Origin of the sequence: Paenibacillus sp. FSL F4-0100, from assembly GCF_037993005.1 — a bacterium.
In the GTDB taxonomy this organism is placed as follows: domain Bacteria; phylum Bacillota; class Bacilli; order Paenibacillales; family Paenibacillaceae; genus Paenibacillus_AQ.
The window spans coordinates 4,554,338-4,572,253 of the sequence record NZ_CP150303.1; the positions used below are offsets into that span (position 1 = coordinate 4,554,338).

A 17,916-nucleotide genomic window follows, 5' to 3' on the forward strand; every position below is an offset into this window, starting at 1 on the left:
AAGCTAATATAGTCGCTTATAATAGCGCTTTCAAACTTAATATCAGTATAGAGAGCCGTCTGAGCGGGAACAAGGAATGTCTTTGGCTCGGTTTGTCGTTTTTTTAGGGTTATTCCTTGATCGACCCTATCATCATCCCATGAATGAAGAAGCGCTGCAGAAACGGATACAAGAGAATGATGGGCAGCGTGGCTACCAGAATAACCGCCATCTGAATGCCCTGCACGGACTGGGAGCTTGCTTCGAATGCCATATTGCCTGTATCGGTCAGACCCTCGTTCACCAGAAGCTCCCTCAATTTTACCTGGAGCGGATACTTGGCCCGATCATTGATATAGTAAAGGGCGTCCATATATTTGTTCCAATTGGTTACGGAGTAGAATATCCCTACCGTCGCCAGCGCCGGTTTCGATAACGGAAGCACGATGCTCCACAGGGTACGGACCTCGCTGCATCCGTCGATTCGGGACGAATCGATCAGTTCGCTTGGAATTTGGGTGAAGAAGGTTCGAAGCACAAACAGATTGAATGCGCTGATCGCCGATGGCAGCATCAAGGACCACAGCGTGTTGACGAGATTCAGCTCGCGCATCAGAATGAATTGCGGAATCAGCGGTGCTGTGAATATCATGGTCATCAGGATGATAATCATGATTGTTTTTCGACCGACGTATTCAGGCCTGGAGAGCGGATACGCTAGCGAAGCGGTTGCCGCCAGATTAATGAAGGTTCCGAATAGCGTAATATAGACGCTGATCCCGAATGCCCTCCAGATGGAAATATCGTTGAATACATGCTGATAGTAGGCAAAGGTAAATTCCACCGGCCAGAACATCACTTCTCCGCGATCGATAGCGCCTGGGCTGCTGAACGACTGGGCAATGACGTTGAGAAAAGGGAGCAGCATGGTGAGTGCAAGAAAGGTAAGGATGATATAGTTCAATACAAGAAACAGTTTTCTGCCCGCACTGTCATATTTCACGTTGGTGGTCACTCCCCTCTAATACAGCGACTCGTCGGTCGCCTTCTTGCTGATGGTGTTTGCAATGGAAATCAGGAACAAGCCGACAACGGATTTGAACACCCCGATGGCGGTGGCATAGCTGTACTGAAGCTGCTGCAAGCCCGCTTTGTAAATGTACGTGTCCAAGATTTCGCTGGACTGGATGTTGAGCGGGTTCTGAAACACGAATACGCGTTCAAACCCGTAATCCATGAAGTCCCCGATCTTGAGCAGGAACAGGATCGTTATTACGGGAAGCAGCGCTGGCAGGGTAATGCTGAGGGTCTGGCGCCATCTTCCCGCTCCATCAATTTCGGAGGCTTCGTAGAGATCCGGATTTATGCCTGCGAGCGCCGCCAGATAGATGATGGTCCCCCATCCGACATCTCTCCATAATCCGGAGCCCACCAATACCGTTCGAATGTAGGAATCTTCACCAAGGAAATAAATCGGCTCTATGCCGAACCAGCCGAGTATCACGTTCACGATCCCCGATGATGGGGACAGGATACCCACAAAGATACCGCTTACAATAACCCATGACAGAAAATGTGGCGCATAGAATATTGTCTGGACAATTTTCTTGTACACGACCTGACGAACCTCATTGAGCAATAAAGCCAGAACAATGGGGGCCGTAAAAGCAAACAGAATGTCATATGTACCCAGCAGAAGCGTATTACGCAGAATTTTCAAAAAATCATAGTGCTGGAACATTCGTTGAAAGTGCTCAAGACCCACCCAGGGACTTCCCGTTACTCCCGCAAACAAATTGTAGTTCTGGAATGCGATCACGGAGCCCATTAACGGAACATATTTGAATAATCCGAAGAACAGCAGTCCCGGCAGCGATATGAAGTACAGCGCCCTGTATTTCCACATGAAGCCAAGTATCTTTCTCCGTTTATCGAGCTTTCCCACCACATTCGGGCTTACCGCTGCTTTGTTTGGCTCGGCCATCTGTCATCACCTCTTGTTTCTCAAATTGGCCGGTGCGTTGTCATCTATCGGAATTTCGTCAAACCGGATGCTGATAAATTCAGGCTCACGGTCAATGATCCGCGACAGCTCCTTTGTAAAAACATCAACGATTTCGTTTTTCTGCTCATCCGTGCGTCCTTCGTACATTTTAATCGTAATTTGCGGCATCGGCTTATCGCCTCCTTAGGTAATGGATGTGATGAATATCCTTATCCTATAAGTTTTCATGACCGGGCAGCAATGGAGGAAGATCGGTTCCTTTGTGTTTTTTTTAGGTGGTTCGAAAGGCTTGTGTTTTTTTAAGATCGGCTTGTTATTTCAATAGTTCTTAAGCGGTTGGTATAGAATTCCGAAGCGTTCTGTGGAACAATGGTTCAAAGCAGATGCCAACTCGGGCCGCTCGATGCCATCAGTTATGGGAGGTTAGCGATGAACGGACAAGTTAAGGAAGAGGTAACAACCTATGGGTCGTTATGGGGGAAACTGGAAAAGAAAGTAATGCATATGACGGGACAGCTACAAGACAAAGTTCCCCATGCGACAAAGAACGGGATCTATGATTCCACCCGGATCGATTGGTGGACCTCCGGTTTTTGGCCGGGAATGCTCTGGATCATGTATGATATGACCAAGGAGCCGCAGTATAAGGAATGGGCTTGGGAATGGGATGTTCGACTTGAACAAGCGCTGATCGGGGACAGTAATTTTCATCACGACGTCGGCTTTCAATTTCTGCCGACAGCCGTCATCAAATATAAACTGACCGGCGATCCGGATGCCAGGCGGAGAGGATTGTTGGCGGCTACCCTGCTGGCCGGGAGGTATAACCCGGTCGGCAGATTTATTCGTGCTTGGAATCAAGTGAAACCAGCCTCATGGAATCATGGGAATGAAGGCTGGTCCATTATCGACTCCACCATGAACCTCTCCCTCCTATTCTGGGCTTCCGAGGAGAGTGGCGACCCGAGATTCGCTCATATCGCCAGCGAGCAAGCCAATACGGTTGCCGAGTTTTTCATAAGACCGGACGGCTCCGTTCGGCACATCTGCCGATTTGATCCGTTAACGGGAGAATTCATCGAAGCGCTGGGAGGACAAGGCTATGGTCCGGAGTCTGCGTGGAGTCGTGGAGCGGCCTGGGCATTGCACGGCATGGCTAATACCTATCGTTATACCCGCGATATACGGTATCTTGAAGCCGCCAAGCGGGTTGCCCATTTTTTCATAGCTTCCCTTGAGGAGGATTCCATACCCCGCTGGGATTTCCGTGCGGAGCGCAAGGAGATGGGACCATCCGATCGTGAAGAGACGGAATCGACCCCGATGACTTCCGAACCACGGGATACGTCAGCAGCATCCTGCGCTGCTTCCGGTCTGCTTGAAATCGCGGACCTGGTGCCTTTAACCGAAAGCGCTCTGTACCGCCAAAGTGCCCTGCGTATCATCGACTCCTTGACGGCCCATTACGCCGAATGGGATGACCCCGCGTATGAAGGCATCCTGAAGGAAGCCACGGGACATCTGCCTGCAGGACAAAATATAAATGTCTCGCTTATCTATGGCGATTACTATTATGTTGAGAGCGCAGCCAAGTTAATGGGATGGAAAAACCGGATCTTCTGATCCGGTTTTTTGCATGTCCATTCATCTATTCTTCTTTCGGAATCCGGATATAGAAGCAGCTCCCGCCGGCAAACTCATCTCCGCTTTCGGCCCACACTTGACCGCCATGAGCGGAAACCAGCTGCTTGACGATGGCCAGCCCCATCCCGCTTCCGCCGCTTAACCGATTTCTTGACTTATCGCCCCGATACAGCCTTTCGAAAATATACGGCAGATCGGAGGAAGAAATCCCCTGACCTGAATCTTTGATTCGAATCAGGGCATTTGCCCCTTCGTCCACGAGCTCGGCTTGTACCGTTCCGCCAGCTGGCGTGTAGTGTAAGGCATTACTTAACATATTGATTAGAACCTGGAGCATCCGGTCGGCATCCACCTCGGCTAGGATCGGCGAACCGCTGACATATTGCAGGTCCACCTTTTTTTCTTGATACATTGCTGCCGCCAAGGTGATGGCCCTCTCCATAATTTGACCAAGCTCCTGCTTGGATCGGGATAGTTGAAACTCCGGCGATTCCATATCGTGCAAATCTTCGAGCTCCGTGACGAGCTGAATCAATCGATCAATCTCTTTCAGGCACGTTTGAAACCGATCTGCGGTCGGCTCCCATATGCCATCCTCAAGTGCACGGGTGTGACTCTTTAATGTGGTTAACGGCGTTCGCAGTTCATGTGCGATATCTTGGGTCATATTCCTGCGAAGCAACTCCTGCTTCTGTAACTGCACAGCCAGCTCGTTCAGCGAAGAGCCGAGTCCCGCGATTTCATCGTACCCTTTGGTTGTCACACGGATGTCCCACTTCCCCCGCGTCATCATTTCAGCCGCTCGCTTCATCTGGACGAGGGGGGCCGATATTCTCCTTGCAACATATATGCCTATTACGGAAGCAATCGCAATGGATAAAAGACATGTCAAAATGATGGATTGCATCTGCGCCTGCTCCAAATGATAATTCAGCTCAGCCATCCCATGTTGCACGGATGATTGCTGTTCAAACATGGCGATATGATAATGGTTGGTCACAATATTGATCACGGTAAACATGATTAGAATCCCTGCCGTGATACTGATAATGATGGCGGCAAGCCTCAGGTCCAGCCGATGCTTCAAGCCCCATCACCTCCAAAGCGGTATCCGAATCCGTATACGGTGATGATATACTTGGGCTGTCTGGGGTCTGATTCAATCTTTTGCCTCAGATTCTTGATATGCTGATCAATGATTCGGATGTCGCCGATAAAGTCATAGCCTAACACCCGGTCGACCAGTTCTTCGCGCGAAAAAATGCGCTGGGGGTACTTGGCCAACAGAAGCAGCAGTTTGTATTCGCTTGGCGTCAAGTTTACAACCTGTCCATGGCAGGTAACTTCGTGTTTCATTGAATGAATGGCCAGCGCGCCTTGGTGATATACAATAACGTCCGCCAGCAGCTTGCTGTCATCTCCCCGTCTCAAGACGGCCTTGACTCTGGCCACAACTTCCCGAGGATCGAACGGCTTCACGATATAATCATCGGCTCCGATGGCAAACCCGCCAATCCGGCTGCTCTGGGCAACCTTAGCCGTTAACATCATGATGGGTACCGAGCTGAACGTACGAATTTCCTGGCATATCCGCTCACCATCCATATCCGGAAGCATGAGGTCCAGTATGACAAGATCGACGGATTGCTCTCGCAGGAAATCGAACGCTTCGGCACCGTTGGCCGCTTCCAGCGTCAGATAATGTTCTTTGTTCAGGTAAGATACAAGAACTTCTCGAATATTCGGTTCATCATCCACGATTAATATGGTCTTCATTCTGGTTTCTCCTTATTGAATCCTTCATCAGTACAAATCAACTTTAACATAAGACCCCATTGTAACTGAAACTTGTGAAGATTCAATGAGGATGAACCAAGAAGCCCATAACATTCATGGGTGCTGCTGTTATTGCGTTGAAGTTCGTGTCATAACGTGGCCGCTGTGATTTGGGTCTTCAGATAAGAGACGCTTTGCGGCACCTGACGTTCATGCAGGCCATGAAGAATAAGGGGACCCTTGAAATGATAAACGTGCAGCAATTTCATGTAAGCTTTATAATCCAGTTCACCGGTTCCTGCAGCCGTATAATGGAGTCCGTCTACCGTCGAATAATCCTTGGCATGCGCAATAATGACATGTTCACTGAGCAGTGACAGCGCTTGATCGATAACCTCTGTCAGTGGCCTCCTCTCAGTCGAACTGAACAAATTCGCTGCATCCAAGACTAACTTTAACCGGGGAGAACCCATCGTATCCAGCAGCCGCCTGGCTTTGACCGCATCGCTGATCACATTGGCCGGCTCAGGTTCAATAGCCAGTTCCAGCTCGAACTCCTCTGCCATATTCACTAATTCACGCAGGGTCGTAAGCAGGGCATCCCACGCTTCCGGTGAATCGTTATCCGGATGCCTTCTCCACATATCGATTGGATCTCTCGTGCCTGTGCACAGGGTAATGACTGACGTCCCCATTGAATGGCACATCGCTGCCAAATGGCGAAACCGGCGAATGTCATCCTGCACGCGCTGCCGGTCCGGGTGAATCATATTGAAGGTTCCGGAAACTGCGGCCATATGAAGATGCCGCTTCTTACATTCTTCTCTTATTTGCACCGCGGTTTCCAATTCGATCTCGTCCGGCAACGACCGAAGACCGGCGCAGGTAAGATTGAATTGAATCACACTCAGTCCGTTTGCTTTCACTGCGTCCAAATTTTCCTCCAATGTAGGTCGTTCAAACGTCTTGGAGAAAATGCCCAGCCTCATGCCTCATACACCTCCCGTTACATCAGCCAGCTTCACCGTATTCCCACTCTCCACCGATCGTGCAATTGCCGCCATGGCACGCATGGCTGCCACTCCATCCTCCAGATTGGCCCCTCGCATGGGTGCCTGCTCCATAATCGTATCCGCAAAGGCTTCAACCTGCAGCTTGAAGAAATGCGCATCTTCCCCGAGCGGACGATGATAACAACCGTCGCGTGAGGAGAATACCTCGACGTCGCTGGACTTAAAAAGCCAAGGATTATAGGTCTTGCCAATAACGCTTCCGTGTTCGCCGTAGATCTGAAAGCCCTCATGCCAGTCCATCCGCACGGCAACCGTTAGATCCAGATGTCCTACAGCGCCCGAGGCATACTGCACCGTGACAAACCAGTTATACGCTCCGAACTTTTGCGTGTTCCAGGCTGTAACGCTATTCATCTCTCCACCTAAAAATCGAGCCGTATCCACCAGATGGCTGCCATGTGTCAGCATGAAGTAACGCAGCTTATCCAGCTTGGGATTGCCTTCCGGCCTTAAGGCATTCGGACTAAGCTGCACCATGGGCTGCACGTTACCGGTGACCGTATATCGGTAGGTTGAGTCGCAGTACCACGCTTTCAGCGCCAGCATCTCACCCATTTCTTGATCAATAAACTGCTTGGCATACGCGATGCCGGGGTCAAAGCGCTTCATATTGCCGATTTGGACAATACATCCGGAATGCCGTGCCTTCCGCTGCAATTCCTCACACTCTTCTACGGTGACCCCAAGAGGCTTCTCCACTAGAACATGTTTTCCTGCTTCGATGGCTTTAAGAGCGGCTTGCACGTGAAATTGATCCGCGATGCCAATGATGACAGCCTCTACCTCGGGATCGGCCAGCATATTGTCATAATCATTGTAGATCTTGGAAGGCCGGTGGATTTCGGCCATGCGGTTCAGCAAATCCTCCGCGACATCGCAAATCGTGTATAGCCTCGCATTGTCCGCTCTCCGGCAAGCCTCGAAATGTCCGTACTGCGATATGGGACCACAGCCCAGCACGCCGATATTTAATTGTTTTTTACCTGTAGTCATGACGGCACCTCCTGTAGTTGATGATTATAAGAAAAACGTCTATCGACGTACTTTCTCGGAAGACAGACCGCGGTTAAAGGAAGTTTTTCTTGCGATATCAGGAAGGCCCAAGCCTCGAAGTTTATACTCCCTGATATCTAAAGAAAAACGTCTATCGACGTACTTTCTCGGAAGTCAGACCGCGGTTAGAGGAAGTTTTCCTTGCGATATCAGGAAGGCCCAAGCTTTGAAGTTTATACTTCCTGATATCTTTACAAAAGCCGCGGGATATATTCCAGCGGCTTCTTTTCCTTTTATTTTTTGGCCATATATTTGCGAATATCAAATGCGACCGCTGCTACGATAATAAGCCCTTTAATGATCAATTGCCAGTATGGGCTGACGCCGATAAAGGTTAATCCGTAATTGATGACGCCGAAGATAAGAACCCCGGCCATCACACCTGGCACCGTACCGATGCCTCCCGCAGTGGATACCCCGCCAACCACGCATGCGGCAATCGCATCCAATTCATACATATTGCCGTAGTTATTCGTCGCGCCCCCGGTTCTCGCAGCCTCCAGTACACCGGCGATGCCATACAACGCACCGGAAATCGCGTAGATCGCTATAAGATTACGGGCTACATTGATCCCCGATACATGCGCTGCTTGCACGTTGCCGCCGATGGCATACATGTTTTTGCCGAGCCGGGTTTTGTCGAATATGACCCAGCAGATGAACGCAACGAAGACGGCGATAATGACGATGTAAGGGAGTGAATATCCGCCGCCGAAGTCAATGTAGCCGCTGCCCCACACGGTAAAGTCCGGTCTCAAGCCGCCAATCGGCTGGGATTGGTTCGGCTCCATATCAAAATAGATGGAATTGATGCCGTAAATGCCGACCATCGTACCGAGCGTGGCTATGAATGGCGGCACATGCAGTTTAGCTACAATGAAACCATTGATTAACCCAACGATAAGCCCCGCTAATATACCGATAAGAATCGGCAATACAACCGATACTTGGGGCAGGTCCGGGAAGAAGCGGTTTGCGTATACATCCGTTTGCAGCATGGAAGCCGATACAACCGCCGTTAATCCGACAACGCGTCCTGCGGAGAGGTCAACCCCGCCGGTGATCAGAATGAACGCCGCGCCAAGGGCGATAATTAATCGGGTGGAGGATTGCTGCAAAATATCCCGCAGCGTGGAGAAGGCCAGAAAATTGGGATCTGCGACTGCAATCCCGACAACAAGTAATATCAATACTACAAATATGGCGCGCTGCGCCAAATAATCTTTCACCTTACCGATGGTTTGCGTATTCATCGACTTCCCCTCCCGAATCAGCTGACCGCTGCTGTGCGGCAAGCCGCATGATTTCCTCTTCGCTTGCTTCCTGCCCTGCGAGAATTCCCGTCAGCCGCCCTTCGCTCATCACCATGATTCGGTCGGACATTCCGAGCAGCTCGGGCATTTCGGAGGAAATCATAATAATGCTCTTTCCTTGCTTGGCTAACTGCGTAATGATCGAATAAATCTCAAACTTAGCGCCCACATCGATTCCACGTGTCGGCTCATCCAGCAGAAGGATTTCAGGCTCGGTCAGAAGCCACCTTGCCAGCAGCACCTTCTGCTGGTTGCCACCCGACAGGTTCCGTATCTGGGTATGGACCGAGGGCGTTTTGGTTCTCAGCTGCTCCACGTTCGTTCGCGCATCCTCGATTCCTCTGCGTTCATTTAACAGGAACGCGAAGTTCTGATACCTGCGAAGATTGGCAATGACGGTATTCTCATAGACCGAGAGAACCGGGAATATGCCAGTAACTCTGCGCTCTTCCGTCAGCAGCGCCATGTTATTTTTCTTGGCATCAGAGGGTGATTTGATCTTTACCGGTTTCCCGTTAATCGAGATGGTTCCGGATGCCACCGGACGAAGCCCGAATATAGCTTCAACCAGTTCCGTTCGCTGTGCACCGACAAGGCCGCCAATGCCCAGGATCTCTCCCCGTCTTAGCTCGAAGGATACATTCTGAAACGATTTCGGATTCGTGGAACTTAATTGGTGGACCTGCATCCGGGTTTCGCCGGGAACGTTCGTCCGTTCAGGATAGCGCTCCGTCAAGTCCCGCCCCACCATACGGGTGATAATCAAATCGGTCGTCAGCTCGCCGGCTTGCCAGGTTCCCACATACTTCCCATCGCGCATGATCGTCACGTCATCGGATATGCGCAAAATCTCTTCCATTTTGTGCGAGATGTAGACAATCGACACGCCTTGCGAACGCAGCCTGTTCATGATGCTGAACAGATGCTCCACCTCATTCCCGGTCAGCGATGAGGTCGGTTCGTCCATGACAATCACCTTGGAGTGATAGGACACGGCTTTGACAATCTCAAGCGATTGAATCTTGGATACAGAAAGCGCTCCTGTTCTTGCCCTGGGATCAATATCGATATCGAGCTCGCGAAACAGGCGGAGCGTATCTTCTGCCATCTGTTTCTCATTCACGAATTTCAAAGGCCAGAAGCCCGTCATCGGAAATCTTCCAAGCCATATATTCTCCATCACGTTGCGATGCGGCACGGGATGAAGTTCCTGATGGATCATGGATATTCCATGATTCAGTGCGTCCTTGGAGCTGTTGATGGCTACCTTGCTGCCGTTTAAATAAATATCACCTTCATCAGGCTTGTATATGCCGAATAAACATTTCATCAACGTTGATTTACCTGCCCCGTTCTCGCCCATAAGAGCATGCACGGTACCTGGCCTCACCTTGAATGTTACGTCGTTTAGCGCCTGAACGCCGGGAAACGCCTTCGATATATTCCGCATCTCCAGCACATACGGTTCCGTCACCTTCGGGATACCTCCTTCGCTAGCCGGATCGAAAAAAGCCGAATATAAAGGGACAACGCTTTGATTAGCCGCTGCCCCCTCCTATAACCCTGCTATTATTTCGCGTCGGCGATATTGTCCTTCGTTATTTTTTTGTAAGCGATCCATACGTATTTGCCGTCGGTAATATCAAATCCGGTGTTGTCCTTGTTCGGCGTTTCCCCTTTGGATAGTGCTGCGGCAATCGCAACAGAAGCTTTGCCCTGGCTCTTGGCATCATTAAGCACGGTGCCGAGAAGCGTGCCATCTTCCAGCGCCTGAATAGCCGGAGCTGTCGCATCTACGCCTACGACCGGCATATATTTGTCGCCGCTGAAGTAACCCGCTGCTTTCAATGCCTCAATAGCGCCAAGCGCCATATCGTCATTGTTGGCCAAAACCGCTTCAATCTTGTCGCCATGGGATGCAAGGAAGGCTTGCATCTTTTCCTGTCCTTTCACGCGGTCCCACATGGCGGTATCCACCGCTAGCGCTTCGACTTCTATCCCCGCATCTTGAATCGCCTGTACGGAGAATTTGGTCCTCAGCTCGGCATCCTGATGACCCGGCTCACCCTGCAGCAAGACATACTGCAGCTTGCCATCCCCGTTCTTGTCCGCCTTCGGATTGGCCTTCCAATAATCGACAATAAGCTGACCCGAAATCGTTCCGGATTCCTCCGCTTTCGCCCCTACGTAATACACCTTATCCCATTTGTTCATGTCTTCCGCGATCGGCTCCCGATTCAAGAAGACCACTGGTGTATTCGCGGTTTTAGCCTTATCGATAATGACACCGGCCGCCGTCCGATCCACCGGGTTGATAATCATGGAGCTGTATTTCTTTGAAATAAACAGATCGATTTTCTCATTTTGAGTTGGCTGCGCATTTTGGCTATCCACGATATCCAGTTTGGCTACGCCATTCGCTGCATCGGACATCGCATTGCGAACGCCTGTCATGAACGTGTCGTCAAACTTATAAATCGCCACCCCGACTTGAGGGGTGCTGCCACCCGCCGCTTCACTTCCCTTGCTATCGCTGCCGGTTGAACTGCTCCCGCCGTTATTGCATGCCGCCGTGGTCAGCATCATGCCGGCCATAAGGATTATCAGCCATTTTTTCTTCACCTGGGTTGACCTCCCTTGTTTCATTCGAATTTTCAGTGACGGGTACGGCATTTATATGCCATATCTCACTGTCTACCGCCATTATGCCGCAATGCTCCTGACATTCGAATTCAAAATCCTCATGCTTTCTAGCAAAATCCTCATCACTTACTTCTAAGCATCGCATCTTCTTTACTTCACAAATGGAAATAGCACCTTCTGATTATCCATCCAGAACATGTTGTCGGCATCAATTACCTTGGTCTCAAGCACAATCGGCTTGTCATATTTCGAACCATCTAAGACCTTCACGGCCTGTTCTACTCCCAGATAACCCGTGCTGAACCCGTTCTGCACAACGAGCTTATGAAGGATGCCATCCTGCAGAAGCTGAAGCTGCTCCAGATCACTTCCGAAGGTGACAATCTTGATCTTCCCCTGAACTTTCCTTCTCGCGACTTCTTTGGCCGCTCCCAAGGAAGCCTGAATATCAAGTGCCAGAATCCCGTCGACCGATTCTCGGTCCAGCAGCTGCTTGGCCGCCTGCCAGCATGCATCTTCACGTTTGCCGCACGCAGCTCCGTCCGCGATTTGAATCCCGCTCATTTCCGACAGTACACTTTTGGCGCCCTCTTCGCGGGCCATTAGGTCGGGATCCTCCCTGTCGGATCGAAGTATGGCGATAACACCCCGACCTTCAAGTAAGTCAGCCAGCTGCTCACCCGCCTTGCGTCCGGCCACCTCATTATTGATTGCAATGGCGGACAGGACACCTGTGGTCATTCGCTCATCATTCAAAGAAATGACAGGGACATCAGCCGCTGATGCCTGATCCCCTAATTTCTGCAGTACGGCTTCGGATGCCGGATCGATCAAAATCGCGGAGGAGCCTTTCTCCAGCACTTTCAATGCAGCTTGCAGCTGCTCCGCTTCATCGTCACTTGGCTCCAGCGGGATATAATCGAGCACCAATCCGTTTTCCTTGGCAGCCGCCTCGGCGCCTAATCGGATGGCATCCCCCTGCTCTTCGGCGTGTATGGGAGCCACGAGGGCAATATGCCGGAGTTCGGTTTCATTCTCATCCATGGTTGCGCCTGATGAACACGATGTTAAGAGGATCAAGGATAGGATAAGCACAACGAGACAGCCCTTAGGTACAACCGGTATCCGTACCACACGATGAATTCTAATCATTCTCCCGCCCCTCCCCTATGTCGTGAATGACCGGAATCCGTATGCGAACGGTCGTGCCCACTTCGAGCTCGCTCTGAAATTCCAGACCGTAACGATGCCCATAATACAATTGGATGCGGTCATGAACATTTCGAACGGCCACACCAGAGCCTGCCGTATTGATAAATCGAGCCGGATTATGACGCAGTGCTTCAACCTCCAATATCCTTTCAAGCATCTCGGGGGACATCCCGACTCCATTGTCCTTCACCGTCATCTCCAATAGGTCGCCTTTGATAGCTGCCGTTATGTGAATATGTCCATGATCCACCATATACTCGATGCCATGTACGATGGCATTCTCAATTAAGGGCTGAAGCACCAGCTTTAATGTGTAACAAGACTGCGCTGCTTCATCCGCTTCGATCTTAAAATCGAATTTCTGTTTATATCTCATCTGTTGGATGGTCAAATAATGCCTTGCATGTTCCAGCTCTTCACGGACGCTTATGGATGTCTTCCCTTTGCTCAAGCTCAAACGAAACAGCTTCGACAAGGAAGTAATCATCGTAATGACCTCCTCCTTCTTGCTCATGCCCACCATACGGACCACCGAATTCAAGGTGTTATATAAAAAATGCGGGTTGATCTGAGCCTGCAAAGCTTCCAGCTCGTATCTACGCTTCGATTCCTGCTCCTTCACAATCTGCTTCATGAGCTGCCTGATCTTATCCAGCATCAGATTGAAGCGGCTGGACAACTGTACCACTTCCAGCGGCCCCTGCATCGGGAGCTCCACGTTGAAATCGCCCCGTTCCACTGCCTTCATCGTTCTGCCCATCCGGCGGATCGGGCGGGTCAGCATAGCCGAGAGAATTAGGGAGACCACGATGGCTAGCACCAGAACAATCGCCACAACCTGAACCAGATAACGATTGACCTCTTCTCTTGTTGTCATGATTTCATCCAAATAGGAAACCCCAACGATTTTCCATCCGATATTAACGACCGACTTCACCGTATTCAGCCGCTTGACTCCATCCGATTCATCAATGTAACTGTCCGAAGAAGTAAGTGCCCGTTCTACGCTCTCATTCCGAAGCCCCATGTAAATTAACTGCTGCTGGGGATGATACACGATGTTTCCCGCTCCTTCATCGATGATGTACGCATACCCTCGCTTCCCCAGGCTGATGCGGCTGCTCAGCTCATCGATCTTCTTGAAGTTGATATCCACCAGCAGAATGACATACGTCGGCTCTCCGTTATGAACAACCGTAATTCCTTTGCTCATCGTGACCACCCATTTAAATGTATGGTCGTACAAATTCTGCACATGCGGCAGCGAGAAGCTCAGATGGTCGGAGACTCTCATGGCCGAGTGAAACCAGCTCTGCTCCGTCACCCGGGCGCTGGGCTTAACCGGCATGGCCGGGTGGTTCCTCAGCATATCGCCCTGTTCATTAAATAAAGCGATGGAGACGATGTCATCCCGACTTCGCATGATGGTGTTCAGCTGTTGAGTCACCTGCTCATCGTCCCATTGCCCGTCCGCGAGCATATTTTCCTCAATGGCCCGATACAGCTGTGCCATCCCGTCCACATAATCCTCGAGATTATAGCTGACCTGATCCACGATTTGCTGGGCATTCAAAAACACGCTTTGCTCCGCCGATCGCGAGAATTTATTGAACAACAGAACGGCCACCACGATCACGATAAGCAGAATAAATGCCGAGAAGGACCACATGATGATCGATTGAATGCTGTGTGCGCGAAATCGCCTAACCCACCGCTGAATGGTTGGTTTAAACGAGTCCCGCTTAGCATACGTGATTTTCACCGAGTTTTACCCCCTCGCTTGTGTCCGGTATTCCTTGGGTGAGATGCCGACCTGCTTCTTGAAGCAGAAGCTGAAATAATTCGGATCTGCAAATCCGACACGCTCCGCGATTTCGAACGCTTTAAGTTCCGATGATCGAAGAAGCTCTTTGGCCGTTTCCATCCGAAGCTGCATCAAATACTGCACGTAGGTCATTTTGACTTCTCTTTTGAACACAGCGCTAAAATAGCCTGTACTGATATGAAGCTGCACGCACAGCTTCTGCAGCGATAGCTCCGAGTCACCGTAATGCTCCCGGGTATATTGGAGTGCCTTCTCCACGATGTCTTTGTACGCATGCTGCCTGGAGCTGGCGATATGCTTGCGTATAGTCAAACAGACATCCTGAAGCCAGGCTTTAGCCTCCTGCAATCCGGAAAACTTGAAGATCTCCGCATGCAGCTGAGACCCTGCGCCGAACAACACCTCGATCTCAATCCCGGATTCTTGAGCCGATCTCAATATAGCCGTTACAACCTCCAAAAGGTATACCTGAATGTCCTGAATGGTACAGGAGGCACCCATGAGCTCATCAAATATGTGCGAGATTGCTTCAGTTAATTCCTCTTCCGTTCCGAGTTTTAGACTGCGCATCAGCGCTTGCTCCTTTAATTCATCCAGACGAACTCCCTCCGGTCTCGGGCGCTCAACATCATCAATGAAGATGACTTTCTCGGCGCCAAGAATCAACCGGTAGTCGAGCGCCAGCAGCGCATCCTGATAGGAATACTTAAGGTCGGACAGATTCCGCACCATAGAGCCCACGCCAATCGTAACCGGGAGCTTCAAATAATGAAGAATGCTTTTTAACAAGCGGTCAAGTGTCATCTGCAGCTCGCTAAACCACGCTTCGTTTTCGCTCTCGTCATTCGTAATCAACAGCACAATGCTATCCTGATATATGAATACGCTTCCAAAAAATTCGGGATCCAGCAGCTCCTTAGCAATGTTCAGCATGGCATGCAGCATTAAATCCAAGTCTCCCGAATGGCGAAGGGAAGTTGAGGACGTATGCTCCTTATCTACAGAAGCGGGATATAATGCCATAACCGCAGCCAGGTGACTCCCCCCATTCAAAGACAAACCGTAATTTCGAGTCTTCTCTTCAATGATCGAGCGGGGCAATTTCCGGGTGAGCAGAGACGCAAGAAACGATTCCCGAAGCAAAGGCAAGCTCGTGCGGTAATGCTCCTTCAACTGGCGCACATCCTCACGCTCCGTAACCTCCATATCGATCTTGTCTTTGATCTTCCCCAATAGCTCCGTGAAGCTTTCGGCAGAGAATGGCTTCAGCAAATACTCGTCCACGCTGAGCGTAATCGCTTGACGGGCATAATCAAATTCATCGTATCCGGTTAAGATCACGATTTTGCACAGCGGCTGAAACTCTCTGAGCCACGAGGCCAGCTGGAGCCCATCCTGAAACGGCATACTGATATCGGTAATGACGACATCCGGCTCCAATCGCTCCGCAAGCTCCATGGCCTCTCTCCCGTTCTCCGCCGTTCCCTCGATCGTAAATCCGCAGGCTCCCCACTGGATTTCCTGCACGAGTCCCTCCCTAACATCGGCTTCATCGTCCACTAACAGCACTTTATACAAGGCAACCTCTCCTGTTCTAATCTGTCAAATTAGTTAAAAGAATCTAATGTGATCTTACCCCGGCGCATCCAAATTTGGAATGCATCTTTTTTCAAGCTTGATGAAGCAAAAAAAGAACGAATGCATGGCTCTTGAACAACAGAATGATTTCTGTTCATTAAGTCATGATTCGTTCTGATTTCAATTGTGTAAAAATCCTTACGCCTGAACAGGTACGGAGACAGGTTTAGCAGGCGCGCTTAGTCTTTTAATGCTCAAGTAATAGGCAATGCCGAGCGGAATGACGGCTCCGAGCCAAGCCAGCGGATTTGCCAGGCTTGCGCCGAGGAACCCGATCTGCGCGGTCAGGAAGATGGCTGCCAATACCCGCATAATCAGTTCCATAATGCCGGCTATGGTTGGGATAAAGCTCTGCCCCAGTCCCTGCAGCGTGAAGCGGTAGATGAACAACAGCGACAGCAGCAAATAGGTGCTGCCGTTCGATAAGAAGTACAACCTGCTAAGGGACAGCAATTCTTCCTCTCCTTGACCGACAAAGAGGCTGACGGCTGCAGGACCCGCAAATATAACCAGCAAGCCCACGGCGAGGCTGAAGGATCCCGAGACCCATATGCATTGTTTAACTCCAAGCTTGATTCGGTCTATGCGATTCGCTCCGAAGTTCTGGGCAGCAAAAGTCGCCATCGTAATGCCAAAGGAACTCATGGGTTGCGTAGCAAGCATGTCAATCTTCTGAGCTGCCGTATATGCGGCTACGGCCGTTGCCCCGAGACCGTTAAGCGTAATCTGTAGTATGATGGCTCCAATCGCAATGATGGAGGCTTGGAAGCCCATCGGAAAACCGACCCACATATGCTTGCGTATAAATGTCCAATCGATGGACCAATCGGCATTCTTGAACTGCAGAAGCGGAACCTTTTTGTGAATGTATAATAAGCAGAGCAGGCAGGAGAACAGCTGCGATACCACCGTGGCAAGGCCTGCTCCGGCTACTCCCATCTTGAATACAAGAATAAACAACAGATCGAGTACGATGTTCAGAATGCTTGCGACCACCAAGAAGAGAAGCGGCGTCCGGCTGTCCCCAAGTGCTCTGAGCAGGTTAGCCAGCAAGTTGAACAGAACGGCTGCGCCAACACCCCAGTTAATAACGATTAAATACGAATAAGCATCATCCAAAATTTCTGCCGGCGTGTTCATCATGACGAGGACGGGCCTCGTGAATATGACACTCACAATGGTAAGGAACACCGTGAATATAAGACTAATCCATATACTTGTCCCCACGCTTTTGCGAACGCCCGCGATATCCTTGGCGCCAAAGCGCTGCGCCGTAATGATGGACAAACCGGCCGTCAAGCCTTGGGCAAAGCCAATAACAAAAAACAATATACTGCCTGTCGAGCCCACAGCCGCAAGTGCGTTCACACCAATGGTACGACCCACGATTAGGGTATCCGCCATATTATAAAATTGTTGAAAAATATTTCCGATCAAAAGCGGGATCGTAAACATGATAATCAGCTTGATCGGACTTCCTTGCGTCATGTCTCTCATGTAGATTCTCCTATGCCGTCATAAACGATCCTATATATATTTATTTGATATTATAATGCTTTAATTATGCCTATAGAGCATCGCATTAAGAACATTATAATGGGTGAGGGTCGTTTGTATTCTTGTGTATCTTATCATGAAAGAACATAAATTTCTGCATATTTATCATCAAAACTAAAACAAGAACAGGTTATCAGCATTTGAACCGTTTGTAGCCGATTTTGATCCATGATCTTTCCATAACAGAAGAGGCCAACC

15 protein-coding genes are annotated in these 17,916 nt (G+C 50.1%); 1 reads left to right on the top strand and 14 read right to left on the bottom strand.

What is annotated here, in order from left to right; all coding sequences use genetic code 11:
* Window positions 1-109 precede the first annotated feature (109 nt).
* Genes MHH48_RS20495 through MHH48_RS20505 form a run of 3 tightly spaced genes read right to left on the bottom strand, consistent with a single transcriptional unit; the run spans window position 110 to window position 2,152 of the window.
* A complete protein-coding gene (locus tag MHH48_RS20495) occupies window positions 110-982 on the bottom strand; it encodes a carbohydrate ABC transporter permease (protein WP_076321761.1) in 873 nt (290 codons plus the stop codon).
* A gap of 18 nt (window positions 983-1,000) precedes the next feature.
* Entirely contained in the window at window positions 1,001-1,963 is a 963-nt protein-coding gene (locus MHH48_RS20500) for an ABC transporter permease subunit (protein ID WP_076321762.1), read from the bottom strand.
* 6 nt (window positions 1,964-1,969) lie between these two features.
* Window positions 1,970-2,152, bottom strand: coding sequence for a tautomerase family protein (locus MHH48_RS20505; protein ID WP_076321763.1), 183 nt, complete (start codon window positions 2,150-2,152; stop codon window positions 1,970-1,972).
* A 261-nt stretch (window positions 2,153-2,413) separates the two neighbouring features.
* On the opposite strand from MHH48_RS20505, the gene MHH48_RS20510 reads away from it, so the two are divergent.
* A complete protein-coding gene (locus MHH48_RS20510; protein WP_076321764.1) occupies window positions 2,414-3,607 on the top strand; it encodes a glycoside hydrolase family 88 protein in 1,194 nt (397 codons plus the stop codon).
* Between the two features lie 25 nt (window positions 3,608-3,632).
* Here MHH48_RS20510 and MHH48_RS20515 read toward each other — a convergent pair whose 3' ends face one another.
* The 11 genes from MHH48_RS20515 to MHH48_RS20565 all read right to left on the bottom strand — a co-directional run bounded on the left by MHH48_RS20515 (window position 3,633) and on the right by MHH48_RS20565 (window position 17,658).
* A complete protein-coding gene (locus tag MHH48_RS20515) occupies window positions 3,633-4,715 on the bottom strand; it encodes an ATP-binding protein (RefSeq protein WP_076321765.1) in 1,083 nt (360 codons plus the stop codon).
* Complete coding sequence (locus MHH48_RS20520) at window positions 4,712-5,404, bottom strand: response regulator transcription factor (protein ID WP_076321766.1); 693 nt, start codon at window positions 5,402-5,404, stop codon at window positions 4,712-4,714. The genes MHH48_RS20515 and MHH48_RS20520 overlap by 4 nt, the downstream gene beginning before the upstream one ends.
* A gap of 149 nt (window positions 5,405-5,553) precedes the next feature.
* A complete protein-coding gene (locus MHH48_RS20525) occupies window positions 5,554-6,393 on the bottom strand; it encodes a sugar phosphate isomerase/epimerase (protein WP_076321767.1) in 840 nt (279 codons plus the stop codon).
* A 3-nt stretch (window positions 6,394-6,396) separates the two neighbouring features.
* Window positions 6,397-7,470 (bottom strand): Gfo/Idh/MocA family oxidoreductase, encoded by a 1,074-nt coding sequence (locus MHH48_RS20530; protein ID WP_076321768.1) that lies wholly within the window; start codon window positions 7,468-7,470, stop codon window positions 6,397-6,399.
* A gap of 293 nt (window positions 7,471-7,763) precedes the next feature.
* Entirely contained in the window at window positions 7,764-8,783 is a 1,020-nt protein-coding gene (mglC, locus tag MHH48_RS20535; protein WP_076321769.1) for a galactose/methyl galactoside ABC transporter permease MglC, read from the bottom strand.
* A complete protein-coding gene (locus MHH48_RS20540) occupies window positions 8,761-10,317 on the bottom strand; it encodes a sugar ABC transporter ATP-binding protein (RefSeq protein WP_076321770.1) in 1,557 nt (518 codons plus the stop codon). Before MHH48_RS20540 ends, mglC begins: the two co-directional genes overlap by 23 nt.
* Window positions 10,318-10,412: 95 nt before the next feature.
* On the bottom strand, window positions 10,413-11,465 hold the full coding sequence (locus MHH48_RS20545; protein WP_076321771.1) for a galactose ABC transporter substrate-binding protein: 1,053 nt from the start codon (window positions 11,463-11,465) through the stop codon (window positions 10,413-10,415).
* 171 nt (window positions 11,466-11,636) lie between these two features.
* Window positions 11,637-12,638: a substrate-binding domain-containing protein gene (locus MHH48_RS20550; protein ID WP_076321772.1), complete on the bottom strand. Its 1,002-nt coding sequence runs from the start codon at window positions 12,636-12,638 to the stop codon at window positions 11,637-11,639.
* The gene (locus MHH48_RS20555; RefSeq protein WP_256720498.1) at window positions 12,631-14,367 is read right to left on the bottom strand and encodes a sensor histidine kinase; all 1,737 of its coding nucleotides are present in this window, start codon (window positions 14,365-14,367) and stop codon (window positions 12,631-12,633) included. The genes MHH48_RS20550 and MHH48_RS20555 overlap by 8 nt, the downstream gene beginning before the upstream one ends.
* 99 nt (window positions 14,368-14,466) lie before the next feature.
* Entirely contained in the window at window positions 14,467-16,101 is a 1,635-nt protein-coding gene (locus tag MHH48_RS20560; RefSeq protein WP_076321773.1) for a response regulator, read from the bottom strand.
* A 198-nt stretch (window positions 16,102-16,299) separates the two neighbouring features.
* Entirely contained in the window at window positions 16,300-17,658 is a 1,359-nt protein-coding gene (locus tag MHH48_RS20565; RefSeq protein WP_076321774.1) for an MATE family efflux transporter, read from the bottom strand.
* Window positions 17,659-17,916: the final 258 nt, after the last annotated feature.

What these genes read in the sequence shown, in the direction of transcription:
- MHH48_RS20520 (WP_076321766.1), bottom strand. Translation starts at nt 5,404, where the DNA reads ATGAAGACCATATTAATCGTGGATGATGAACCGAATATTCGAGAAGTT.
- MHH48_RS20500 (WP_076321762.1), bottom strand. Translation starts at nt 1,963, where the DNA reads ATGGCCGAGCCAAACAAAGCAGCGGTAAGCCCGAATGTGGTGGGAAAG.
- MHH48_RS20565 (WP_076321774.1), bottom strand. Translation starts at nt 17,658, where the DNA reads ATGAGAGACATGACGCAAGGAAGTCCGATCAAGCTGATTATCATGTTT.
- MHH48_RS20505 (WP_076321763.1), bottom strand. Translation starts at nt 2,152, where the DNA reads ATGCCGCAAATTACGATTAAAATGTACGAAGGACGCACGGATGAGCAG.
- MHH48_RS20530 (WP_076321768.1), bottom strand. Translation starts at nt 7,470, where the DNA reads ATGACTACAGGTAAAAAACAATTAAATATCGGCGTGCTGGGCTGTGGT.
- MHH48_RS20525 (WP_076321767.1), bottom strand. Translation starts at nt 6,393, where the DNA reads ATGAGGCTGGGCATTTTCTCCAAGACGTTTGAACGACCTACATTGGAG.
- MHH48_RS20550 (WP_076321772.1), bottom strand. Translation starts at nt 12,638, where the DNA reads ATGATTAGAATTCATCGTGTGGTACGGATACCGGTTGTACCTAAGGGC.
- MHH48_RS20555 (WP_256720498.1), bottom strand. Translation starts at nt 14,367, where the DNA reads ATGTGGTCCTTCTCGGCATTTATTCTGCTTATCGTGATCGTGGTGGCC.
- MHH48_RS20510 (WP_076321764.1), top strand. Translation starts at nt 2,414, where the DNA reads ATGAACGGACAAGTTAAGGAAGAGGTAACAACCTATGGGTCGTTATGG.
- mglC (WP_076321769.1), bottom strand. Translation starts at nt 8,783, where the DNA reads ATGAATACGCAAACCATCGGTAAGGTGAAAGATTATTTGGCGCAGCGC.